Origin of the sequence: Bacillus sp. NTK074B, from assembly GCF_017303375.1 — a bacterium.
GTDB lineage: Bacteria > Bacillota > Bacilli > Bacillales > Bacillaceae_B > Rossellomorea.
Window position 1 is genome coordinate 281,194 of record NZ_JAFKOH010000004.1, and the last position, 22,458, is coordinate 303,651.

General features: G+C 43.2%; 25 protein-coding genes. 10 read left to right on the plus strand and 15 right to left on the minus strand.

Annotated features, from left to right (window positions below; genetic code table 11):
• Positions 1-282: 282 nt before the first annotated feature.
• From JI667_RS09365 to JI667_RS09385, 5 genes are all read left to right on the plus strand, one after another.
• Complete coding sequence (locus tag JI667_RS09365; RefSeq protein WP_206852405.1) at positions 283-678, plus strand: GntR family transcriptional regulator; 396 nt, start codon at positions 283-285, stop codon at positions 676-678.
• Positions 665-1,567 carry an ABC transporter ATP-binding protein gene (locus JI667_RS09370; RefSeq protein WP_206852408.1) on the plus strand — a complete coding sequence of 301 codons (903 nt, stop codon included), beginning with the start codon at positions 665-667 and terminating at the stop codon, positions 1,565-1,567. The genes JI667_RS09365 and JI667_RS09370 overlap by 14 nt, the downstream gene beginning before the upstream one ends.
• A complete protein-coding gene (locus JI667_RS09375; protein ID WP_206852410.1) occupies positions 1,539-3,500 on the plus strand; it encodes a DUF6449 domain-containing protein in 1,962 nt (653 codons plus the stop codon). The genes JI667_RS09370 and JI667_RS09375 overlap by 29 nt, the downstream gene beginning before the upstream one ends.
• A gap of 17 nt (positions 3,501-3,517) precedes the next feature.
• Entirely contained in the window at positions 3,518-4,048 is a 531-nt protein-coding gene (locus JI667_RS09380) for an RNA polymerase sigma factor (RefSeq protein ID WP_206852411.1), read from the plus strand.
• A 477-nt stretch (positions 4,049-4,525) separates the two neighbouring features.
• Positions 4,526-5,410, plus strand: coding sequence for an STAS domain-containing protein (locus JI667_RS09385; RefSeq protein ID WP_244668268.1), 885 nt, complete (start codon positions 4,526-4,528; stop codon positions 5,408-5,410).
• A 60-nt stretch (positions 5,411-5,470) separates the two neighbouring features.
• On the opposite strand, the gene JI667_RS09390 is transcribed toward JI667_RS09385, so the two are convergent.
• The gene (locus JI667_RS09390) at positions 5,471-8,218 is read right to left on the minus strand and encodes a GTP-binding protein (protein ID WP_206852412.1); all 2,748 of its coding nucleotides are present in this window, start codon (positions 8,216-8,218) and stop codon (positions 5,471-5,473) included.
• A 247-nt stretch (positions 8,219-8,465) separates the two neighbouring features.
• Complete coding sequence (locus JI667_RS09395) at positions 8,466-9,656, minus strand: MFS transporter (RefSeq protein WP_206852413.1); 1,191 nt, start codon at positions 9,654-9,656, stop codon at positions 8,466-8,468.
• A 485-nt stretch (positions 9,657-10,141) separates the two neighbouring features.
• Here JI667_RS09395 and pxpB point away from each other — a divergent pair, with 485 nt between their 5' ends.
• The 3 genes from pxpB to JI667_RS09410 all read left to right on the plus strand — a co-directional run bounded on the left by pxpB (position 10,142) and on the right by JI667_RS09410 (position 13,083).
• Positions 10,142-10,861, plus strand: coding sequence for a 5-oxoprolinase subunit PxpB (pxpB, locus tag JI667_RS09400; RefSeq protein ID WP_206852417.1), 720 nt, complete (start codon positions 10,142-10,144; stop codon positions 10,859-10,861).
• Positions 10,858-11,862 carry a biotin-dependent carboxyltransferase family protein gene (locus JI667_RS09405; protein ID WP_211201257.1) on the plus strand — a complete coding sequence of 335 codons (1,005 nt, stop codon included), beginning with the start codon at positions 10,858-10,860 and terminating at the stop codon, positions 11,860-11,862. The genes pxpB and JI667_RS09405 overlap by 4 nt, the downstream gene beginning before the upstream one ends.
• Before the next feature lie 78 nt (positions 11,863-11,940).
• Entirely contained in the window at positions 11,941-13,083 is a 1,143-nt protein-coding gene (locus JI667_RS09410; protein ID WP_206852500.1) for an NRAMP family divalent metal transporter, read from the plus strand.
• Between the two features lie 45 nt (positions 13,084-13,128).
• Here JI667_RS09410 and JI667_RS09415 read toward each other — a convergent pair whose 3' ends face one another.
• The 6 genes from JI667_RS09415 to JI667_RS09440 form a co-directional block, all read right to left on the minus strand.
• The gene (locus JI667_RS09415; protein ID WP_206852418.1) at positions 13,129-13,335 is read right to left on the minus strand and encodes a hypothetical protein; all 207 of its coding nucleotides are present in this window, start codon (positions 13,333-13,335) and stop codon (positions 13,129-13,131) included.
• 164 nt (positions 13,336-13,499) lie between these two features.
• Positions 13,500-13,697, minus strand: a complete 198-nt coding sequence (locus JI667_RS09420; protein WP_206852419.1) for a YwbE family protein — start codon at positions 13,695-13,697, stop codon at positions 13,500-13,502.
• A gap of 44 nt (positions 13,698-13,741) precedes the next feature.
• Positions 13,742-13,972, minus strand: coding sequence for an excisionase family DNA-binding protein (locus JI667_RS09425; protein WP_206852420.1), 231 nt, complete (start codon positions 13,970-13,972; stop codon positions 13,742-13,744).
• Between the two features lie 19 nt (positions 13,973-13,991).
• Positions 13,992-15,365, minus strand: a complete 1,374-nt coding sequence (gene rlmD / locus JI667_RS09430) for a 23S rRNA (uracil(1939)-C(5))-methyltransferase RlmD (RefSeq protein WP_206852421.1) — start codon at positions 15,363-15,365, stop codon at positions 13,992-13,994.
• A 143-nt stretch (positions 15,366-15,508) separates the two neighbouring features.
• Positions 15,509-15,874 carry a hypothetical protein gene (locus JI667_RS09435; protein WP_206852423.1) on the minus strand — a complete coding sequence of 122 codons (366 nt, stop codon included), beginning with the start codon at positions 15,872-15,874 and terminating at the stop codon, positions 15,509-15,511.
• Positions 15,874-16,179: an antibiotic biosynthesis monooxygenase family protein gene (locus JI667_RS09440; RefSeq protein ID WP_206852424.1), complete on the minus strand. Its 306-nt coding sequence runs from the start codon at positions 16,177-16,179 to the stop codon at positions 15,874-15,876. The genes JI667_RS09435 and JI667_RS09440 overlap by 1 nt, the downstream gene beginning before the upstream one ends.
• 257 nt (positions 16,180-16,436) lie before the next feature.
• Between JI667_RS09440 and JI667_RS09445 the strand changes: the two genes are divergently transcribed.
• A complete protein-coding gene (locus tag JI667_RS09445) occupies positions 16,437-16,787 on the plus strand; it encodes a hypothetical protein (protein WP_206852426.1) in 351 nt (116 codons plus the stop codon).
• A gap of 59 nt (positions 16,788-16,846) precedes the next feature.
• Here the strand turns inward: JI667_RS09445 and JI667_RS09450 are convergent, their stop codons facing one another.
• From JI667_RS09450 to JI667_RS09480, 7 genes are all read right to left on the minus strand, one after another.
• Positions 16,847-17,761, minus strand: a complete 915-nt coding sequence (locus JI667_RS09450) for a diacylglycerol kinase (RefSeq protein WP_206852428.1) — start codon at positions 17,759-17,761, stop codon at positions 16,847-16,849.
• 366 nt (positions 17,762-18,127) lie between these two features.
• Positions 18,128-18,889 (minus strand): arylamine N-acetyltransferase, encoded by a 762-nt coding sequence (locus JI667_RS09455; RefSeq protein WP_206852504.1) that lies wholly within the window; start codon positions 18,887-18,889, stop codon positions 18,128-18,130.
• A gap of 50 nt (positions 18,890-18,939) precedes the next feature.
• Positions 18,940-19,719: a class I SAM-dependent methyltransferase gene (locus JI667_RS09460; protein WP_206852430.1), complete on the minus strand. Its 780-nt coding sequence runs from the start codon at positions 19,717-19,719 to the stop codon at positions 18,940-18,942.
• Between the two features lie 376 nt (positions 19,720-20,095).
• The gene (locus JI667_RS09465; RefSeq protein ID WP_206852432.1) at positions 20,096-20,476 is read right to left on the minus strand and encodes a helix-turn-helix domain-containing protein; all 381 of its coding nucleotides are present in this window, start codon (positions 20,474-20,476) and stop codon (positions 20,096-20,098) included.
• A 182-nt stretch (positions 20,477-20,658) separates the two neighbouring features.
• Positions 20,659-21,225 (minus strand): thioredoxin family protein, encoded by a 567-nt coding sequence (locus JI667_RS09470; protein WP_206852433.1) that lies wholly within the window; start codon positions 21,223-21,225, stop codon positions 20,659-20,661.
• A gap of 408 nt (positions 21,226-21,633) precedes the next feature.
• Positions 21,634-21,798, minus strand: coding sequence for a hypothetical protein (locus JI667_RS09475; protein WP_179884839.1), 165 nt, complete (start codon positions 21,796-21,798; stop codon positions 21,634-21,636).
• Positions 21,764-22,192, minus strand: a complete 429-nt coding sequence (locus JI667_RS09480; RefSeq protein WP_206852434.1) for a DUF4257 domain-containing protein — start codon at positions 22,190-22,192, stop codon at positions 21,764-21,766. The genes JI667_RS09475 and JI667_RS09480 overlap by 35 nt, the downstream gene beginning before the upstream one ends.
• A gap of 101 nt (positions 22,193-22,293) precedes the next feature.
• Between JI667_RS09480 and JI667_RS09485 the strand changes: the two genes are divergently transcribed.
• The gene (locus JI667_RS09485) at positions 22,294-22,449 is read left to right on the plus strand and encodes a hypothetical protein (RefSeq protein WP_206852436.1); all 156 of its coding nucleotides are present in this window, start codon (positions 22,294-22,296) and stop codon (positions 22,447-22,449) included.
• Positions 22,450-22,458: the final 9 nt, after the last annotated feature.

A 22,458-nucleotide genomic window follows, 5' to 3' on the forward strand; every position in this document is an offset into this window, starting at 1 on the left:
TTCTTTGTCAAAGGAAATGCTATACGACCTATTTACCATGGGCCATTATTTTTCTATATATATGTCATCCGATTCAAAATGTGTTTGTATCGTTATTCTTCCATACTTCCACAAAGTGTATACCAACAAATCCCATTTTATGGTCAGTAGCACATGGAATATTCGCAGATTGTAAGGATTTTATAATTTTTTCATTTACCCCTTTCCAAACTGGCAGAACTTGTTATATACTTTAACTGTATTAAGACGCCTAGTACACTATATACAGTCGGGAGGGTGGATATGTTTGAGCTTGATTTAAGAAGCCGTAAGCCTATATATGAACAATTAGTGGAGAAGCTGAAAGAATTCATCATCAATGAAGTGCTGAAGCCTGACGAACAATTACCTTCCGTTCGTGCCCTGGCGCAGCAGCTGACCATAAATCCAAACACAATCCAAAAAGCCTACAGGGAACTGGAAACCCAAGGGTTTATCTATTCGGTGAAAGGACGGGGTAGCTTTGTTAATCCTTCAAGTCACATTCAAAACGCGGAGAAAATCATGAAAGTAAAAGAAGAGTTGTCGAAACTTTTGTCTGAAGCCCTTTATTTAGGGATCACATCTGAAGATTTAAAGGAGATGATTGCAGAAATTGAGTCATCAGTAGGGGGGAATGGTCCTGATGATAGAAATTAAGTCCGTAAAGAAAGCTTTTGAAGGCACGAAAATCATCCATGACACTTCTTTCACTATTCAAAAGGGCTCGATTTATGGCCTGCTGGGATCCAATGGTGCTGGAAAAACCACGTTACTGAAGACCATATCAGGAGTACTTAAGCCCGATAGCGGAGAGATATTGATTGATTCGCAGCCTGTTTATGAAAATATCCCGACGAAAGAAACGCTGTTTTTCATACCGGATCAACCGTTTTTCTTAGCTCATTATACGCTGGATCAAATGGCCCGCTTTTATCAAAACACCTATTCCAGATGGAATGAGGATCAATACAATTCTTTAAGCAGCGTCTTCCGGATTGATCCCCATAAAAAACTTCATAAATTCTCCAAAGGGGTTCAGCGGCAGGCGGCCTTCATTCTCGGCTTAGCCACTCAGCCGGACGTACTGATTCTAGATGAACCCATGGACGGCCTTGACCCAGTTGTAAGAAAGAAAGTCAAGAACGTGCTGATATCGGAAGTAGCAAACAGGGAAATGACCATCATGATTTCTTCTCACAATCTACGGGAAGTGGAGGACATTTGTGATCATATCGGGATCTTGCATCAAGGGGAATTCATATTGGAGAAGGAACTCGATGACTTGAAGTCCGGCATTCATAAAGTGCAGCTGGCATTCAAAGGGGAAATCCCGGAGAATTTCTTCAATAAGCTCGAGCTCTTGCATTCAGAGACCCGAGGAAGTGTTACCCTCTGCATCGTCCGCGGCGGAGAAGATCAAGTGAGAGGCATCATTCAGCCTTATCACCCGGTCATCTTCGATATGCTGCCGCTGACGTTGGAAGAAATCTTTGTTTATGAAATGGAGGACGTCGGATATGCCATCCAAAACATCATGGATCAATAAGGAAGTCATCACATTAAGTTTAAGGAATGCAGGTTGGGTGGGGATTGTCTATTTCATTGGACTACTTTTTTCGTTACCGGTCGCTATCATCGGGAGGTTGTCCAATGACGAACCATCCTATCCCGTTACAATCAGTGACAATCTATTTACTATCCAATATCCGATACAAATAGGTTTGATGCTGTTTATTCCTATTATTCTGTCTTTATTCTTATTCCGCTACCTGCATGTGAAACAAGCCGGGGATTTCATCCACAGCCTCCCGCTTCATCGCAGAAAGCTATTTTCTCATTTTACAGGTACTGGATTCGGTCTATTGATCATTCCTATTCTGTTTAACACGGGCATCTTGCTCTCGCTTTATTCACTCACAGACCTTAATCAATACATTGAGGTCAATGATATATTCATCTGGTGCGGCACGACTCTCCTCGTGAACTTGCTGCTATTCACGTTCTCTACCCTTGTCGCCATGATCACGGGACTGACTGCCGTTCAAGGTGCCCTATCTTACATCCTGTTGTTATTGCCGGCGGGGATGTTTGTACTCATATGCTACAGCTTAAGAAACTTTTTATTTGGATTTCCTGAAGACTATTTCTTCAATATCCAAATTGGGGAATATTCGCCCCTTATTAAGGCTGTATTTTTGAATAGCGATTTACTTTCCCGTAAAGACGTTTTATTGTTCACATTGATGACCCTCGTATTCTATGGCTTATCCTACCTTCTCTACCGATCAAGGAAAGTGGAGGTTGCTTCTCAGGCAATCGTTCATCCCATCCTCAGGCCATTGTTCAAGTACGGTGTCGCATTCTGCTTCACTCTCTTAGGGGGGATGTACTTTGATGGAGTGTACCATTCACAGGGATGGACCTTCTTCGGATATTTCTTCGGATCACTTGTCGGTTACTATATAGGACAAATGATATTAGAGAAGCACTGGAGAGTCTTCCGACACTGGAGGGGATATGCAGGGTTTTTCTTATGTATGGTTCTTCTTGGGGTTGTCATACAGTTCGATCTTCTAAACTATGAAAAGAGGGTCCCTGACGCGGCGGATGTAGAAAGTGTCCACGTAAGTGATACTTACTACTCCCTTACAGATAATCCTGAAAACCTCATCCAGAATTCATTTACAAATGATCCAAAAACGATTAGGGCTGCTTTGAACCTTCATGAAGAAATACTGAACCATCAAATTCACTATAAAACGACCATGCCAGACAAGAGGATTCAGATCTTTCTATATTATAAACTGGAAAACGGAAGGAAGATTGTGCGAAATTACTGGGTGAATGCAGAAGATGTAGAACCATATTATGCTGCTCTTTACAACATGAAGAGTTATAAGGAAATAAATGAACAAATTCTCGGTGTTGACCCAAGTGAGGTTAATCGTTTGACTATTTATAACGAAATGGTCCCTAACCAAAGCATCACCCTTTCTAATCCGGATGAAATCCATGAAGCCATTGGCATCCTGAAAGAAGAAACCTACGATGAGTCATTTGAAGACCGTCGCCGTGTCAACCTTTATAACGTTGAGCTTCTTCTGTCTGATGATCGGTGGGCACATGCGGATATGAACCCTCAAAACAAAAAGTTCATATCCTGGCTCAAGAAAAAAGGGTATTTTGAGGAATTGAAAGTGACGGAAGCCGATATGGAATGGATGCTTGTAACAGATCAAAATCCATACGATGACGGATCTGGTCTGAATATGGAACAAACCATAGCAACGTTCAAAGAAGAAAGCAATGGCATTGAAGTCAAAGATGCTGAAGTTGCCGAATCCATTATGAATCAGGTCGTATATGATTCGAGTACTTACACCGTCTTGATCAAGTTTCAAAACGAAGGAAGAATCGAGACATATGGCTTATCGAAGGAAGAGGCACCTTCCTTCATCAAAGAAAAATTTGAAGAATAGAAAAACGGGGTGACCATATGAATACGTTAGCATCACCATCTCCTCTCACCTATGAAGAGATGTATGAACAATTCCATAAGCTGATCTATCACATTGCTTACAACGTAACGAAGGACATCCATTTATCCCAGGATATCGTCCAGGAAACCTTCCTGAAAGCATATTTAAAGATAGATACATTACTCGATGTGACCAAAACGAAGTCATGGCTCACATCGATTGCAAGGTGTACGGCGATCGATTTCTTACGGAAACGGGTTAAATGCCATGAAATCCTTATGGAAGAGCATGAAGTACTCCATTCATTAGAGGATCACCAGTCTCTCGAGAGTGAGATCGAAGTTCGTTTCCTCAAGAGCGTTATACAGGATAGCATTAAAAGCCTGCCCTCGACCCAGCAGGAGGTGATGGCGTTGAAAGTGACAGAAGACCTGAGTGACAGTGAAATTGCGAGCAAACTGAATCTGCCCGCTTCCACAGTCAAAACTCGCTTTCACCGCGGAAGGAAGCAATTGTATTCAGTTATTTATACTAAAGAATCTGCATAAGAAAGTGGGCTGGGACATAACTAAATCTACACACTCTAAAGATGAACAATGAGATCACGTATTCCACCGCTGATGATTTCCGTGCAAGACTTCGCTTTCCGCGGGCGGAAGGCAAGCCTCCTCACAGCTTTCGCTCCTGCGGGGTCTCACCTGTCCCTTTTTTCGAGGGAGTCTTCGTCTTACACTCCAATTAACAGCTAGAACCTGCTTAATACATGGATTAAGCTTTAGCACAAATAATTAAAAATCCGAATGAGTTTGATTTTTATCCAATCACTCGTTCGGATTTTTCTTTAGCCTAAACCCTTTTGTCCCATCCTCTTTTCTTATAGAAATTGGATTTTGGTAGATTTTCACTTCTCAATCAACCCCGTTTTTACTCGTATTTCAGCTGATAAGGTCCAAAGCCAAGCCATCCTTTCTCACTATAATTATTGACACTCTCCCATAAAGGTTACAAAATAGAAGAATAAGCCAATGACAAAGGGAGCGTTTATGAATACTCATTCGTCTCATTTATATGAATACTTAGTTGACCATGCTAAAGAATTTACAGAAGACTGGCTCAAGTTACAGGATATTAAAACGGGATCGCATTATTCTCCTGATTCTCCACCTGAGGTCTTGAACAAAATCAAAGAGCAAAATTCCAATTATGTGAAGATCATTGCACAGTGTCTGTTGCTTTCGAAAGAGGATTCAATGGAAATGATCTACAAGTGGACGAAGGAAACCGCTATCGACCGAAGTAAATCAAGCACAACATTGGATGAGGTGGTTCGCAATGGAGGTGTGTTTCGTAGGGTTTATTGGTCTTATGTAGAAAAGTTCACAGAAGAAAAAACCGAGTTGAACATTCAATTGAGAGAGGTGTTCGATTGGGAACGGAAGATTAACTTCGCATTGGATTATATACTGGAGACATTTACATCCAGGTTTCTTTCCATCCTCATGAACAGGCTGCAGGCCCAGTCTACTTTGATCAAGGAATTAAGCGCACCCGTCATTTCTTTAACTTCTGATGTGGGATTGCTTCCAATCATTGGGGATATCGATACGGACAGGGCACGATTGATCGTAGAAACTACATTACAGCAAAGCGCCGACTCCCATTTATCCATGCTGATCATCGACCTGTCGGGGGTGATCCTGGTGGACACCATGGTGGCTCAGCAAATCTTCCGACTGATCGATGCCTTGAACTTATTGGGGGTGAAATCCGTCATCACCGGAATCCGTCCAGAAGTGGCCCAAACGGCCATCCATCTGGGACTGGATTTTTCAAAGATTCAAACGGAAAATTCCCTGGAGCGGATCATTGCAAGAGTCATTCAGGAAAACACAGTAACCATGAACGTGTAAGCAATCTAAAAAAAGACTGATTCTAAAGGGAGATCGTTCCCCAAGAATCAGTCTTTTTCCTTATGAATAATGATGTGATGCTTTATAGCTTGCTTTCGCCATATATTCATGCTGAAGCAGTTTCACTTCGAATAAGGTGATTGGATCGAAGTATTGTTCCGGGTTTGCTTTCATTTTCGCCAATGAATCCTGGTCGGCAGCAATCTCGATTTCTGTATCTTTAATAGTTACTTCCAATTGCGCGAATGGCTCCTGGAAGAATGAATGAACGTCCTGTTGCAGTGATTTCTCAAACAAATCAAACTGAAGGAAGAACTTATTCACGACGGATTCGGTAATATCCTGATAGTCTTCGTTCTCTAAATAACGTTTGTACTGATTGAATAATAATGTCTTATTCTGGGGCAGGACACCGAGAAGCTTTCCAGCGCTTTTCAACAGGAATTGAGCTGGTTTAAACCGCATAAGGATGTTTTCCTTATCGATTTGTGCCCTTGTCCCCATCCTGTTGACATCCCGTCTCCAGTCATCGATCACCTGGAAATCACATTCTAAAACGACTTTGTCTTTCCCGAATAGTCCGTTAAACGTTTCACTCATTTCGACCAGATAGTTCTGACTGTCTTGCAGCTCCTGCTTGGAGAACAGAAGCCAGTCCTCTAGGGATGTGACATAACGAGGCATGAGGTCCTCTTGGATATACTCTTGTATCCTTGTATTCATCGCATCGTTTAATTCCATATGAATCTGTTTGAAGTCACTCTCTTCGCTGATCAATTCTGAACAGCCGCTAAGGATGGATGGGATTTTCTCATAGACTTCCTTCTTCATCGCTTCCTTCTTTTTATGGAAAGAATCCTTGATGATAGACACTTTTTCGCTTTGTATATCTCCCAAATAGTTCTCAAATCCGTTCAGACGTGTAAGAATATCTTCATTCTTCTCTATGTTCTCTTTTAATTCTTTTTCTCGATTCTTTCGATTGGAATATAAATCCCTTAACGTTTTTCTCACTAAATAGAACAGTTTGCTCCCCCGTTCGTTTTTAAGGGCACTGCTGCTCACCTTATACTGCTCCTTGATGAATGTTTCTACATCTTTTCGCTGCAGATGGACAGCTTCCAGGGATGAATATGGCAAGACCTCTGCATCCGGAAACCACTCTCGGGCTTTTTCCCTTGCCGATTCAATGATTTCCTCTGTGCGTTCTGTGTGGGATACTTTATCCATTTTATTCAGCAGGAAATGAACGTTCACAGGCTGGCCGATTTCCGTTAATTTCCGTAAGGTTTGACGGTCTTCTGCATTAAATGGGGCATCTGCATTCAGCACATAGAGAAGGCCATCGGCTGCAGGATAAAAGGCCGTCAGATCATCCAGCTTTCTCTTACCTGTTTGAACATCAATGATGGACGTTCCATTCTTTTTAAGAAATTCAGACGGAAGCTTATACTCGACAAATGCTTCCCTTTGCATCAATTCTTCAAAATCAGCGATGCTTTCGACTTGATGAACGCCTTGATCGTGAATCTCCTTCACTTCTACCTGCTGATCATGATAGCTGTAAATGATCGTTGAATCTTCGGCTTCTCCCACACTCTCACCCAGGACGGATTGGACGAAGGAAGATTTCCCGCTTGAGCCGCTTCCGGTAATTAATAGATGATGGTCACTTAGATCCATCAATTGTTCTGCAATCCATTGGGTTTTGTAACCAACCGGCGACTCGTTTCGTCCGGACCACTGGATGATTTTATTCAGAAACAGGATGATATCTTCGAAGCGCGCCTGATAGGATTCACCTTCTAACAGAAGCATTTCGGCTTCTTCCTTCACCGTCGGTTCCATGCTGTAAGAGAAGACGTCGTCCCAGGCTAAAACGGCGGCTGCAGGGAATAGAGGCTGATGGTCACGGCTTATTTTAAGCCAATTGGTCAGCATATTTGGCATAAACCCTTCCAGATCTTTCACCAGGTAATCGTCTTCCAGGAACCCGATGTAAGTCTCCTGGAACTGGGTAAGGATGTCCTGCCATGATTCGTTCGGAAGGACTTCCACATATTCAAAGATTCTGTTGACTGTCTGCATCCATTCAATCAGTTGTGCAGCAGATTGGCTCCTATAACTTGACCACAGGGCTGCTATTAAATCCTTGAATTGTTTACGGTCCTTTTCATACACCGCTATCATCAAATCGTAGAAATAAGTAGGGGCAAATGAATTCGTATAGCGGAGATCCCCATATTCCTTCAAAATCATGTACCATAGAGGCTCCTGGGTGCGGATGGATTCCTGAACCGCCAGCTCCACTGCTTTATTCCAATCCTGCTGATCTTCATAAAAAGCCCTGGCAAGTTCAGTGACGTTCGGATAATCCGGTTCGATCGATAAGGCTTTTTCAATTGTACGATACGCGGATTCTATCTTGTTCCGCTCAATGTACAAGGAAAACAGTTGAAGGGAAACCTCCATCGTCAGAATGGTACTTTCCCCTTGAATGGCAATATAAACATCCTCAGCTGAAGACAGCATTCCCAGCTCATAGTATGAATCCGCAATGTTCTTCTTCGCCCATGGCTCCAATTCATTCAGGATGCTTTCCCATTTGAAGATGGCCGCTTCATAGTCCCTGCTGTGAAAGTAAACCTCCCCTTGTGCATAGCGGATGAACGTTAAATCATATGGTTCATTTTGCTGTTCTTCTACAAATGCTCCTCCAAGTACTTCAATTGGGTGACGGTTCGTATTCTCATCTACTAAGAAAGTTCGATAAAATGACTTCTCCATCAGTAATTTTTCTTCTGTCATAATGGCCTCCGTTATATGTGGGTCCTTCATTTCCAGAAACCTCACAGACTTGTCTATTGCTATCATTCTAACAGAAATTCACGTGGATAAAATTTCATTTCCTTTTCAAATTCCGATTGTTACTTTCTACTGTGATTCAATAGAATCACTTCCATTACAGAAGAAAGGACCATCCATTACGAAAGGCTTTGCTGCCCATTCAAAACAGATAGTCCTTTATACTTACCACCTTTCAGGCGCACTCAAACTAAGAGGAGGTCTGGTGAGAGAACTTTTTGTGTTTACGCCCTTCGAGTATGGCCACTGCCATGGCAATCAGTAAGAAAAAGCTTGAAATTTGGAATAATACGCCAGTCTCGACATACTGAGCCAAGACACCGAATACTAATCCGCTCAATCCGATACCAAGATCGATGGCAGAGAAAAACATTCCGTTGGCGACCCCTCGTCTATGATCGGGGGTCATGGATAATGTCCACGATTGAAGAGTGGGAATCAATGAACCGAATCCAACCCCAAACAAAGTGCCGGATACGACGATCAGGAAATCAGAATGAGCATAGGATAGCGCCCACATCCCCATGAAAGTTACTGCAATGCAGAATAGTACAAGCCCCATAGGTCCACGTTCATCAAACCATTTTCCGGCAATCGGCCTTGATAAGGAGGCCATGATTGCGTTACACAAATAGAACAAGAAGATATGCTGAATGCCGCGCTCTTCCCCAAAGATGACGATGAAGGTCACGATCGACCCATACCCAAACGTCACCATGATGGTAATGAATGCCGGAAACCAGCTTGATTTTTCGACTAATGAACCGAGATAAGAAAATTTCAAGTCTTCCTTTTTCGTTTCTTTGACCATTTGAGGTGTCTGGTAATGCACAATGCCCAGCAAAATGATGGCAATGACTCCAAGCACACTGGAAGTGATGATCAAATTCGTAAAGGTCGTAACCTGGAATAAATAGATTCCGAGACTGGGAGCAATGATCATCCCGATCGTAATCGACAAGCCATAATACCCCATTCCTTCACCCAAACGGGATTTAGGCACTACATCCACCGCTGCCGTTCCATTGACCGTTGTCGACCATCCCCAGGCAAGTCCGTGGACGAACCTGAATAACAGGAAGATAACAACCACACTGGATAATGGATAGATCACAGTGATCGCCAATAAGGAAATAACCCCAATTAATACGAGGGGCTTCCTGTCCCTGTATTCCAACATAAAACCGATAAACGGCCGGCTTAGCACAGCACCGATCGAAAACAGCGTCGTCACAAGTCCAATCTCAAGCCCCGAAGCCCCAATCGACTTAATATAAGGCGGGAGCGTCGGAATCAACATCTGAAACGACATAAACACAAACAAATTCCCCACCATCAACATAATAAAAGACCTCGTCCATAAAGGATCCTTCACCTTCATGAAAAAACCTCCCTTCCTATCTATCACATAACATTATTTAATGAAGTTATTATTTCGGATTACTAAATAATAGCACACAAAACACATTTGCGATACGATTTAAAACAACGGAATGATGTAAGTTTCTGACAAAAATCGAGAAGCTATTTTCTTAGAATCAATCCGATTAATATCACTACTTATCAGGAAATTTATTCTTAACCGTTTTTTGGCTTCTCTCCCCGTCCTTTCAGCTTAAGCTGAAAGGCGTGTAAAACATATGTTTTACACGAATGAGCCAAAAAACGACTACAGTCACATTAGGTTTAAAGTCTTAAATTCCATCCAATCCATCTGCTATTTCCCAACCCATTATTGAAAACACCAAGAATTATACTATAATAACAACATGGCCAAAATTTCTGAATAATCTTATTTACTCGGCCGTTCATACATAATTATTTCCAATCATTAATAATCATACAAAACAGAATGGAGGTAGTCCTTTGAATTATACAATACGGCCATTAGGCGACCACGCAGTCGTGATCCAATTAGGAAGCTCAATACAGCAGGAAACTCACGAACAAGTGAAGGCGTTAACAAACCTATTCGAAAACCAAACACCCGACTGGCTTGTGGAATACGTCCCTGCCTTTACGACTGTCACACTCTATTATGACCCGATAAAAATCGTTGAATCTCAAAAACCCTTTCAGAATACTCCACCCTATACAGTCGTCTGCTCAAAAATCGAACACATGCTTTCTCACTTGACGCCGGCAGAACAAGTTGATGCCCAAATCATCGACATTCCTGTCTGTTATGGTGGAGACTTTGGACCGGACCTTGAAGAAGTAGCCAACCACCACCATATATCTGTTGAGGAAGTCATTGAAAAACACAGTCACGGTGACTATCTTGTCTACATGATCGGCTTCGCTCCAGGCTTCCCTTATATCGGTGGCATGTCACAAGAAATCGCCACCCCACGAAAGAAATCACCACGCCTGAATATACCGGCTGGCTCAGTGGGAATCGCAGGGGAACAAACCGGGGTATATCCCATTGAAACACCTGGTGGATGGCAGCTGATCGGACGTACACCCTTAAACCTATTCAGACCTGATCATGACGACTCCCCAAGCCTACTCAATGCGGGAGACCGGATCCGTTTCAAGCCAATCTCACTTGAAGAATATAAAGCATTGGAGGAGGAACAATGATTCAAGTCATCAAACCCGGCCTCCTATCCACCATCCAGGACTCGGGAAGGTTCGGCTATCAAAAATATGGTGTCATCGTAAGCGGAAGCATGGATCCACTTGCTCAAAAAATCTCGAATCTTCTTGTGGGCAATGAAGTGGACGAAGCGGTCCTTGAAATTACACTGATGGGCCCAGTCCTTGAATTCGAAGAAACCACACTGATTTCAATCTGTGGAGGAGATCTTACTCCGACCATTGATGGGAAACCCGTTCCCTTAAGGAAATCACTGTTGATCAAAGCTGGCAGTGTCCTCAAGTTCGGGGCATGTACAAATGGATGCCGCAGTTACCTGGCGGTAGCAGGCGGCTTTAACGTTGACACCGTCATGAACAGCAAATCCACCTATATAAGAGCCGGGATCGGAGGGTTAAATGGTCGTTCCCTTCAGGCAGGCGATACCCTGGAAGCAGGAACCCTTACCAAAGAATCCGTCAATATAATCGACTATTTACTTCCTTATTTAAAACACAGTGGCTTCACAGAGATCGATTGGTCGATTTCATCTGAATTCATCTCGTCCTATCAGCAGAAAAAAGTCATTCGAGTGATCCCGGGAACGGAATATGATTTGTTTTCAGAGGAAAGCCGCGAACGCTTTTACAACGAACCCTTTAAGGTTTCTTCTCAATCAGACCGTATGGGATACCGTCTGGAAGGTCCGTCCCTAAAGCTTCAAGAGGAATTCGATGTCATATCGGAAGCGGTGGTCTTTGGGACGATCCAGGTTCCGTCGGATGGGAAGCCGATCATTCTGTTGGCGGATCGTCAAACGACAGGCGGTTATCCGAGAATCGGGTATATTGCTTCGGTGGACCTTCCCCTCATTGCTCAAACAAAGCCTGGGGAAGAGATCACCTTCACAATGGTATCCCATGAAGAGGCTCAGGAACTGTACATAGATCGCGAACGCCAATTAAGCCATTTAAAGCAAGGTATCGCTTTGAAATTCAACTCTTAATAGGACCCAGACAGCAAAGGAGCGAATCAATTGAAGAAAAAATCGAATTTCAGTCTTTTATTAGGAGCAGCCTTCCTCATGGCAACATCCGCCATCGGGCCGGGTTTCCTGACTCAAACAACCGTTTTTACCGAACAACTTGCCGCAAGCTTCGGCTTTGTCATCTTAGTATCCATTCTCATAGATATCGGTGCTCAGCTGAATATTTGGCGCATCATTGCCATTTCTGAAAAAAGGGCACAGGATATCGCCAATGATGTTCTGCCGGGATTAGGCTACTTCCTTGCCATTCTCATTGTCGCCGGCGGCTTGGCTTTCAACATCGGAAATATTGCGGGGGCGGGCCTCGGCACGAACGTCCTGTTTGGCATTTCTCCTGAAATGGGTGCATTGTTCAGTGGAATCGTCGCTGTCGGGATCTTCCTTGTGAAGGAAGCTGGCAAATTGATGGATCGTTTTGCCCAGATCCTTGGATTCTTGATGATCATTCTTACGGTATACGTTATGTTCACTGCGAATCCACCTGTCGGAGAGGCGGTAACGAAAACATTTGCTCCCGATACCATTGATTTTCTTGCCATTATCACACTGGTCGGCGGGACCGTTGGGGGATATATTACATTCGCAGGGGGACATCGATTATTAGAGGCGGGGATAACGGGGAAACAAGCACTTCCTGAAATCACGAAAAGCTCCGTTTCAGCTATCGGAATTGCTTCCATCATGCGGATCTTCCTATTCCTTGCCGCACTGGGAATCGTGGCACAAGGATTCACATTGGATCCATCCAATCCTCCTGCTTCTGTATTCCAGCTGGCCGCAGGAGATATAGGGTACAAAATGTTCGGAATAGTCATGTGGTCTGCCGCTGTTTCTTCCGTCGTAGGCGCAGCCTATACATCGGTATCCTTTATCAGGACATTCAGTCCTCTTTTGGAAAAGTACCATAAATGGTTGATTGTCGGGTTCATCACAATATCTACCCTTGTGTTCGTGGTGGTTGGTAAACCGGTCGCCATCTTGATCCTGGTCGGTTCTCTTAATGGTTTGATCCTGCCGATCGCCCTTGGCGTCATGTTGATTGCCGCTCATAAAACGAAAATCGTCGGTGACTACAAGCATCCCATTTGGATGACTATATTCGGTGTATTGATTGTCGTAGCCATGTCCTACATGGGTGTGTACTCGTTGATTCAAGGTATTCCAAAGTTATTCAGTTAAAAAAAGACCTCGATCCCTGTTTCGGGATCGAGGTCTTATTGCTGGTCAGCTAGTATGACAATCCGGCGTACAATGTCTGCATCCATTGACATGATCGTAGGTTTCCTTTGCCTTTTCAATTGCGCTTGAGCAGCTTGAATGACCTCCAAGCTCCAACAGGTTTTTTTCAAAGGGCATGAAATCACAGCCCTCCATATGAACTTCATGTTCCCCGCCTGACTGTTGGTTTTGGTTCACATAGAATTGTGCCACTTTAATCTCCTCCTTGAAATAAGTTCTCCGATCGTTCTTCAATGGGTTTATTTCCCTTTCGAGTAATGATAAAACATTGGAGTGTGTTTTCTTGTACACGTTACATTTTTTCTTCCTTTATTAAATCGGACATTACAGAGAAAAAAAGAGACCCCAAAGGCCTCTTATTTCTGGATAATATGTTTCACACGGCCAACCTGTCCATCTGTTAATCGGACTTTGATCCCGTGTGGATGATTCGGTGAATTGGTTAAAATATCTTTCACAATCCCACGTGTCAGTTTATCTGTTCGCTGGTCTTTCTTGAGGACGATGTCCACTTCAAGACCCGGTTTAATATTGGAACGCTGTTGTCCGCTCATTTGGATTCTCCATTTCTTCAGTTGATTTCTTGAATCGCTCTGGTTTAATCTTCATCCTTCACATCGATATCTTCAGGGATCGGTTCACTTAGATATTCTGCGAGCTGCCGCTTCATTTTTTCCACTTGCTCGAGATGCTGGTTGAATTGATCCCGGTATAGTAAATATTGTTCCCCATCATGGACGGCCCGGATTTTCCTTTGCTGCACAAGGTATTCAATATACGATTCTGGCAGGGACAAATATTCGGCTGTTTCTTTAATGGTGAGATACATTGTCTGATTCCTCACTTTGTTATTCGACTAACTCGATCTTCGCAACGGCTTCACAGTGCATCGTCTGTGGGAACATATCAACAGGTTGAACCTCTGTTGTTTTATATCCCCCATCTTCAAGGATTCTAAGATCACGGGCAAGGGTGGCAGGGTTACAGGATACATACACTACGCGCTTCGGCTTCATGGCAAGGATTGTATTCAGAAGTGCTTCATCACAGCCCTTTCGTGGAGGATCCACGACAAGGACGTCCGCTCTAATCCCTTCTTTATACCAGTCGGGGATCACCACTTCCGCAGGACCCGCTTTGAATTCCACATTCGTCATATCATTCAACACAGCATTTTGCTTCGCATCTTCTATCGCCTGAGGGACAATTTCGACCCCGTACACCTTCTTGGCCTTTTGAGCAAGGAATAAGGAGATCGTCCCTATTCCGCAATACGCATCGATGACCGTTTCTTCTCCTTGTAAATCAGCGTACTCCAACGCTTTATCATATAGCACCTTCGTTTGTTCCGGATTCACCTGATAGAAAGACCTTGCGGAGATCGCAAACTTAACATCCCCGATATAATCGTGGATCACGTCTTCTCCCCATAGAACAGTGGTGCTGTCTCCCATGATCACGTTGGTCCTTTTAGGATTCACATTATGAACGATTGATTTCAATCCATCAATATTTTGAATAAGAGCTTCAATGATGGCCTTCTTATGGGGAAGCTCAGGCGTTCGCGTGACCAATACCACCATGACTTCACCCGTCGTGTACGCCGTCCGGGTCATAATATGACGAAGCGTCCCTTTATGGCCCTTTTCATCATAGGGACGGACCTCGAGCTTCTCGCAAATATCCTTCACATGCTGAATCACTTCATCGTTTTTTTCATATTGAATGAGGCACTTATCCATATCGATGATTTCATGACTGCGCTTTTGATAGAATCCGGCTATAAACCGCCCGTCCTTTTCTCCTACAGGGACCTGGGCTTTGTTACGGTAGCGCCACGGATCCTCCATTCCAAGGACCGGATGCACGCTGACATGAAGTTTCCCTATACGCTGCATGACGTCACGGACACTCTTTTCCTTCGCTTTCAGTTGGCCTTCATAGGTCATATGCTGGATCTGGCATCCTCCGCATTCATTGTATATCGGACATGGGGGGTCTTGACGAAACGGACTTTCCTTCGTTCGTTCTGTCAGTCTCCCGAATCCATATCCTTTACTCGTTTTCACGACCTTGACCTGACCTTCTTCCCCTGGAAGGGCATTTGGAACGAATAACGGATAACCATCCACCTTCGTCACACCATTCCCGTCGTGGGTCAGATCTTCAAATATGGCTTCATCTATATAATCATTTTTTTGAACGGGTGCTTTTTTACTCACGTATATCTTCCTTTACGAATTCCTTTTTAAGACTCTACTGATTGTACCATAAATGGGGAAGGAGAATGAAATGGTTGGAGGTCCGTCCCTCTCTGTGAAAAAAAAGCATCGAACACAGGGGTCCGATGCTTCCGGTTTCATGTTTAAAGGAGATTTTCTCTGTCTGCAGTACGTATGGATTCGATGGCCTGTTTCAGATAAAGCTCGAAGGTTTCTCCCTTTTCAACACCTTTCCCGTCGAGGGCTTCCATGATACAGTTGAAATTATCAATGAGGTGATCTGATTTCATCCCTCTGCTGACCAATATGCTGTTCAGCCAAAGGGCATAATCGGAAAATACCTTCGAGTCCCCTACATCAGCAGCGGACTCCAGATAATTGAAGTGATGGACATTATCCTCGTAGCACTTCTTTCTTCCGGCTTCCCCGAACTTTTCGTCCAATTCAGGATAGCGTTCGTACAACTTTTCAACTGCTTGATCTATGACACTATTATACTTATTGTCCATCAGTACGCCACCACCTTGTAACGATCAATCGATGGAATAATAGATGCCAGTTCCTGATCAGGGTAATTCTTTTCAAGATCATGAATGCGTTTATAGTCTTCACTCTTCATCCAGGCCATAAAGTGCTCCTTCACATCCCATTCCATATGGACCGTGATCTCTCCCGGTTTTTTTTCATTTTGCAGGAGCAGGAATCTCTGAAATCCTTCTGCCTCATCTACCAGACCTGAACGGGAATGATAGATTGAAATCACTTCTTCCGCCTTTTCATCGGGAACTACAAATGTTGAGTGCACGATATACATTGAATTCACCCTTCTTAGTGGCACATTGTCCGCTATGTTTTTTATTCACTTTAACATAATCCTTCCGTGCCAGTGAATACAAAATTTAACAGGATTCTGCTGATTCTCCCTTTATAAGACAATGGATTCAGGGATTAAACAGATTCATGTAATTTTTCATTTTACTAGATAGGATGTTAAAACTTACCGCGTTTCATCCGATCTACAAAGGGTACAATGGTATGTGCAACAATTCCAGAAAGAGAAGGTAGATAAATATGAACCCAGACATCCTAGTGAACCTGATCCTCGTGGGAAATGTCTTCCTTGGAGTTTTATTTGCTCTCAAGTCGAGAAGATGGTGGCTTCCCTATATATTAATTGGACTCACCTTTTTGACTTTGACTTTTGGATTCGGACTATCCCTTTTGCTTAATAAAGAATCGATTCTAGCTTATTTATTCGTATTTGTAGTGGGGCAATTGATTTGGGCCTTTGCCTTTGTGATCATCGCCCACATCTTATCTTGGGTTGTCAGGAAGGTTCCTTTCCGTCATAAGCAGCAAATTGGATGGGGCTTTTTGATTGGATTCCCTTTGACCTTTTTCGTGTTTTTGTTAATCCACTAGAAACTAAAACTCAATACACATAATAAAAGGAATGCCACCATGGCATTCCTTTTTCATCATTATTCAGCTTTATCTTCCGGGCGGATCTTATCAAGTGGAACGAATACTTGAAGATGACGATAGAGGTTCTCGAATTCTGCAGGGAGGACTCCACCAAGCTCACCATCTACATTGAGCTGTACCTTTTCTTTCGCCTTGATTTTGATTCGGTTGGCCTGGGTGTAAATGACGTTGGGATCATTTACGTGTTCGCCGCGTACTGCCAGGGACGCGATGCGGATAAATTCTGCCAGATTCGTCTTCTTCAGAATCAGGAGAGAAAATAAGCCGTCATTGATCGAGGCATCAGGAGCCAGTTTCTCGAACCCTCCCACCGAGTTCGTCAGGCCGATGAGGAAAAGCATGGCTTCTCCTTCAAACAGTTTTCCGTCATATTCAATTGATACGTCGGTCGGTTTAATGGAAGGCAGCATCTCAATCCCTTTTAAGTAATAAGCAAGCTGTCCCATCATCGTCTTCAGCTTACTCGGCACTTCATAGGTCAATTCCGTGATTCTTCCACCACCGGCGATATTGATGAAATAACGTTCATTCATCCGTCCGATATCGACAGGGATCGTCTCACCTTTAGTGATCACGTCTATGGCAGCGCTGATATCCTTTGGGATGTGCAGGGCCCGGGCGAAGTCATTGGTTGTCCCCATCGGAACGATTCCGAGCTTCGGTCGGTAGTCTTGTTCAGCCAATCCGTTGACGACTTCATTTAACGTACCGTCCCCACCGGCAGCCACGACGATATCATATTGGCGTTCAACAGCTATTCGTGCCGCTTCGGTCGCATCCCCTTCACATATGGTCGCGTGTACGGAGGTTTCATAACCTGCCTGCTCCAGCTTGATTAATACTTCAGCCAGATGCTTTTTGAAAAGCTCCCGCCCCGAAGTAGGATTGTATATAATTCGTGCTCGTTTCATACCCATCATCCTAATCTGTATTAATTCAGAAAAACTCGTCCATTTATATACCATCTTTTATCATCATATACCAAATGAAATTATTCATGCAAAGTGTGTTGTAAAGGCAGGATTTTTTAAATCGTCCACCGGTCAATATCATACCTCTTTTCAGTGGAAAAATCTAATGAAATATGAAATTCCCCAACCAGATAATGGACTTTTCTCAGATGATTGTCAGAAAGAATACATAAATGAAAACAGGGCGATATTCCCGTGGTGGTTACCCTTTTATATTCAGGAAACCTTAAATAGAGTCATTCTATCGCCTCAAACATGTCCACAACCAAAAAGCCGTACAGAATATCATCCAGATATTCTGTACGGCTATGGAAATAGCTTAATATTCCGCTTTTGTAAAAACTGGATGGATTCCTCTAGAGAACGCATATCAAAATGATAGACTTCCCCGATGACATCCTTCCACTTCTCTATATCCTTCATGTGATATTCCCGGATATTCCGGTATGTCATCACCTTTAACGTCTGGTTGCGCAGAAAGTAGCACTGATTGCCCTGAAAACGGACGGCGGTGATCCTTCTCATGGTGATATTATCATCTGAATCCATATAAGAAGCTTGAATATCCGATTCCAATTCGTCTTCCTCCAGCGGAACCCACTCGATGGTCTTTTTTACAAACGTCTTGCCGTTTGAACGGCGATCGACTTCAAATTCCCGGATATCCTTCTGGGTGAAAATGATCTCCTCCCCAAACCCGTGAAGAAGATGCCTCTGCCTTGTTTCAAGCTCGACAGGCTTCATAATGGGAGAACCATATCCCACATCCACATACAGCTTCCGGTTATCAATCGATATCATCAATCCCAGATGACCAGGACTCACTCTGACAAATTGACAGTGAAAGCCTAACTCTTTCAACAGCCTGCCGAAGTTGATGTTTAACGTAAAGCACGTGCCCCCCCATCCTTTGAGGTGGAGATTGTCGGCGAATGTCTCTAACGAGGGCACGTAGGGTTCCCCCTGGGAAAAATAATAAAACTTACTGAACGTTTCATAGGGAATCCGTATTAAATGCTGTTGGATCAGCCGCTGCAAATAGTTTAAACTGGGGGTCTCAATGTCCATATTTAAGTAATCTACATATTTCTTTACTGCTTCCAATCCGATCACTCTTTCTACTTTTTCATCATGCAGACTGTAAACTGGTGCTGAAGAGTAAACTCCTGGAGGGAATCGTAACGCCTGGACAAGAAGGTATGTAATGATGGCAGTAATCCTTCTTTCTCCGTATCATCCAAGTGAGAAAGCCGGGAAAGGCATCCCACGCGATCGCACCAGGACTTCAGGGTGAAACCGACCATATAGTTAAAGGTATAAAAATCCTTAATCGTAAGGTCAGCCTGCTGCCATTCTAACAACCACTCCACGGGAAATCCATTCACCTGACCCGCAGGATCCGCTTTTGCATCCGGGAGTGTCCTATCGATATTTTCATTTAAAAACGTCATCGTGTCCTGCACGACTTCATGGGTCATACGGAAACTTGAATCGCTTACAATGAACGTCCCTTTCTCTTTCAAAATCCGCTTGATTTCATTGATTGCTTTCGGGCGATCGAATAAATCCCAGCTTCTGTGGGCCATCGTGATATCATAATAGTGGTCCGGCAAATTTGTCGATTCTGCCGTCCCCGTCAGATAAGGAATTTCCAAGTAAAGTTTGCTTTCCAACGTCTTGGCTGCTTCCCTCATTTCAATCGAAGGTTCGACACCTATCACCTCTGCTCCACGCTTATGAAGCTTTCTGGTCAGGCTGCCGGTACCCGAACCGATTTCAGCCACTTTCCTACCTTCCCACACAATTCCCCTTACCTTCAACGTATCAAAGAAACGGTGTGGAATATCATCACAAGACGCAGCGTAACGGGAGGTCACATTACCAAAATTCACTTCCATTCACTCTCTTCCCCTATCATAATTGATTTTCACTCTACTGAACGTTACGATTTCATGTCAACTCCATCACAACCCCGCCTGCCACACAGCGGTCTCATTGCCATGCATACCTACTACATTCTGTATCCCAGTGAGAAATTCCTGAACAGAGGGGAGGGACGGACCTTGATGCTCTTTATATCGTCATAATATTGCTTCTATTAAATTAGCGTTTACTATATGAAATTATCCTATTTCGCACGGTAGTAAACCTTGTTGGATATTATATTTCGATCATTTAATCCGGGGGAAAAGCTGTGAAACAGAGGTCCGTCCCTAAAAAAAAACGGTCATCTCTGATGACCGTTTGAGATGACCGTTTGGTATGTGGTGTGCTTTAGTTGTTTGAGCCTGCGGCGATCCGCTTTACGTTTTGTTCGGCGGTTTTGGTCAGGTCTGGAGTGAATCCGTTTTTCATCCGCTGATTTTCTTCATTGAAGTAGTCTTGTACTTCCTGGTCAAATTCTATTTCAATAAGATCACGAATGTCTGTAATTCTAAGGGCGATCATGATCGATACAAGATGAGCGACCGTTAAGGATTTCTTCTTGAAATTCACTAGCTCATTGATCGTCGCTACCCTTAATCCGGTTAAGCGATGGAGATCGCCTTGAGTCAATCCTCTTTCGCGCAGGATCTCTCCCAATTTAATGTGGATTTTATGTGGGAATTTACTTAGCGCTTCTATTACTATCGTATTTGTCTTTTGGTGTATCATGATGCTTCAACTCCTCATCCTATACCATAGTAACGTGAATATAGTCATTCGTGAACCGGCAATAAATACCATGCTAACGGGTATTTATTACCATTTCATTTTGAGTACAGAAATGAAACACCTTCTTCCTGAAAAAAAAGAAGGCGCGGAAACTTCCGCAGCCTTCCTTTACTTCAAACGCTTTACATCAACACGCTTTGAACCAGACTCGTCTTCAAACTATCGTACACTTCCTGCCATACCCCTCTATCCTTACAGTATTGGGATGTCAGGCGTTGAATCATTTCTTTCTGCTTTTCTGGGAAAAGCTCATGATCCTTCGGTGGAAGCTTTGCCCGCTCATCATCGACAATTTTCTTCACCATGGGCGCTCTCGGTCCCCATACAAGCTTTTCATTTCCTTCTTGATCGATAAAAATGAAGATCGGAATCGCCCTGGATGTTCCGTTGGTCAAATACTGATCCATCAATTCGAGATTTTCGTCCCGCAAAACCATTCGAACGTCCAGATTTGCAGCCTCAGCCATATTAAGCAGGATCGGAATATTCACCATGGCATCACCACACCAATCCTCTGTTATCACAATGACACGCAATGAGTGCCCTCCGAGTCGATTCAACACTTCTACATCCTCTTCGGGAATTTTAAATCCCTTCCGGATGGTCTCTGTATTTTCCTTATGCATATTCATATTATTTATGTATTCACTTGTTGTCATACCTTTTTCGAACCATTGTTCCAAATTCATTCTTCTTCCTCCTCCAGAGGTTCACATAACGGTGAATCCCTGTCCACTATTCTCGGAAATTCTCTTTCCAGCATATTCATATTTCTTTTAATACACAAGTGAAATTCGCTTAAAATTTCAATTGTACGATTATGCCTGTAGGAATATAATATAAGAAAAGGAACTCTGTGAACAGGTGCCAATGAACTGCTCCCTGACGAAACTCCTCCAAGAAAAAAGGAATAGCTGCGTTACGCTACTCCTACACCTATATTCCAGAGGGGGCGGAAATAGGTAAGTATGAATAAGAGATATATCTTTTATACATCTTTTTTTGACAGAAAAAAAGCTGACTCAATTGTCAGTTTCATCCTCTCATTTTGTGGTTACATTAAATGGATATAGGACGACTCTTTCCATTGAACCATCTTAGACATCCTGTGATTTCTCAATTATTTTTGCCACTTTATTGTAGTAGTAGTTCAGCTCAACTAGGCTATCTGCCTCCTTCAGTCTCTTTAGATAGTGGTTCGCTTTTTCATAGTCTTCTGGTGGCAGTTCAACCTTGATTCTTTTTTTCTTCCACTTCGCCAACAGGTTTCACCTCATTATGGTTTGTAGATCCTCCCTTAGAGGTCGGTTCGAGCTGATAATGAGATAGCTCTTGAATATAGGATGCTTTGGTACTTGCTAAATTCTGTTCGATTTTTCTTGTGATAACGGAACTTCCCCCGATTCCTGATAATAAACTAATGTAGATCACATACCAGATCGGTACTGAATCAACTACCGGTAACACGGACAGATACCCTGCCAGGACCCCTATGATAATATCCTTCGTTGAGCCAAAAAGATAATGCTTTTCACCCTGATCGTCGATAAATTTTCTTGGAAAAGTGAAATGACCATTTTTGAAAACCAGAATATGTCCTAAGCCTCCAATACCACCCATCAACATTGGCAACAAGATCACTTCGAATAAGGACATTCTATCCACCCTCTGGAATCATTTACTAATATTATATATTATTTACAGAAAATTCAGAATAGATAATTGGACGCAATTTTGTCCACTAAAGGAGCGCCATTATGAGAAAAATTGTGATGAAAGTCTCGTCAGTCGACAAACTTCGATTCCAAAATTATATGATGCAGTTAAAAAGGGCTGAATCAAAAGTTGAAGCCGATACGTATTATCGATTAGCGAAACAGATCCTGGAGAAGGCAAAAAGGAAGCAAGTGTGACATCGGGAT

Excerpts from the sequence above, each read along its gene's own strand:
- JI667_RS09365 (WP_206852405.1), top strand. The coding sequence starts at position 283 with ATGTTTGAGCTTGATTTAAGAAGCCGTAAGCCTATATATGAACAATTA.
- JI667_RS09370 (WP_206852408.1), top strand. The coding sequence starts at position 665 with ATGATAGAAATTAAGTCCGTAAAGAAAGCTTTTGAAGGCACGAAAATC.
- JI667_RS09375 (WP_206852410.1), top strand. The coding sequence starts at position 1,539 with ATGCCATCCAAAACATCATGGATCAATAAGGAAGTCATCACATTAAGT.
- JI667_RS09380 (WP_206852411.1), top strand. The coding sequence starts at position 3,518 with ATGAATACGTTAGCATCACCATCTCCTCTCACCTATGAAGAGATGTAT.
- JI667_RS09385 (WP_244668268.1), top strand. The coding sequence starts at position 4,526 with ATGACAAAGGGAGCGTTTATGAATACTCATTCGTCTCATTTATATGAA.
- JI667_RS09390 (WP_206852412.1), bottom strand. The coding sequence starts at position 8,218 with ATGACAGAAGAAAAATTACTGATGGAGAAGTCATTTTATCGAACTTTC.
- JI667_RS09395 (WP_206852413.1), bottom strand. The coding sequence starts at position 9,656 with ATGAAGGTGAAGGATCCTTTATGGACGAGGTCTTTTATTATGTTGATG.
- JI667_RS09405 (WP_211201257.1), top strand. The coding sequence starts at position 10,858 with ATGATTCAAGTCATCAAACCCGGCCTCCTATCCACCATCCAGGACTCG.
- JI667_RS09410 (WP_206852500.1), top strand. The coding sequence starts at position 11,941 with ATGGCAACATCCGCCATCGGGCCGGGTTTCCTGACTCAAACAACCGTT.
- JI667_RS09420 (WP_206852419.1), bottom strand. The coding sequence starts at position 13,697 with ATGAGCGGACAACAGCGTTCCAATATTAAACCGGGTCTTGAAGTGGAC.
- JI667_RS09425 (WP_206852420.1), bottom strand. The coding sequence starts at position 13,972 with ATGTATCTCACCATTAAAGAAACAGCCGAATATTTGTCCCTGCCAGAA.
- JI667_RS09435 (WP_206852423.1), bottom strand. The coding sequence starts at position 15,874 with ATGGACAATAAGTATAATAGTGTCATAGATCAAGCAGTTGAAAAGTTG.
- JI667_RS09440 (WP_206852424.1), bottom strand. The coding sequence starts at position 16,179 with ATGTATATCGTGCACTCAACATTTGTAGTTCCCGATGAAAAGGCGGAA.
- JI667_RS09445 (WP_206852426.1), top strand. The coding sequence starts at position 16,437 with ATGAACCCAGACATCCTAGTGAACCTGATCCTCGTGGGAAATGTCTTC.
- JI667_RS09450 (WP_206852428.1), bottom strand. The coding sequence starts at position 17,761 with ATGAAACGAGCACGAATTATATACAATCCTACTTCGGGGCGGGAGCTT.
- JI667_RS09455 (WP_206852504.1), bottom strand. The coding sequence starts at position 18,889 with ATGGACATTGAGACCCCCAGTTTAAACTATTTGCAGCGGCTGATCCAA.
- JI667_RS09460 (WP_206852430.1), bottom strand. The coding sequence starts at position 19,719 with ATGGAAGTGAATTTTGGTAATGTGACCTCCCGTTACGCTGCGTCTTGT.
- JI667_RS09465 (WP_206852432.1), bottom strand. The coding sequence starts at position 20,476 with ATGATACACCAAAAGACAAATACGATAGTAATAGAAGCGCTAAGTAAA.
- JI667_RS09470 (WP_206852433.1), bottom strand. The coding sequence starts at position 21,225 with ATGAATTTGGAACAATGGTTCGAAAAAGGTATGACAACAAGTGAATAC.
- JI667_RS09480 (WP_206852434.1), bottom strand. The coding sequence starts at position 22,192 with ATGTCCTTATTCGAAGTGATCTTGTTGCCAATGTTGATGGGTGGTATT.
- JI667_RS09485 (WP_206852436.1), top strand. The coding sequence starts at position 22,294 with ATGAGAAAAATTGTGATGAAAGTCTCGTCAGTCGACAAACTTCGATTC.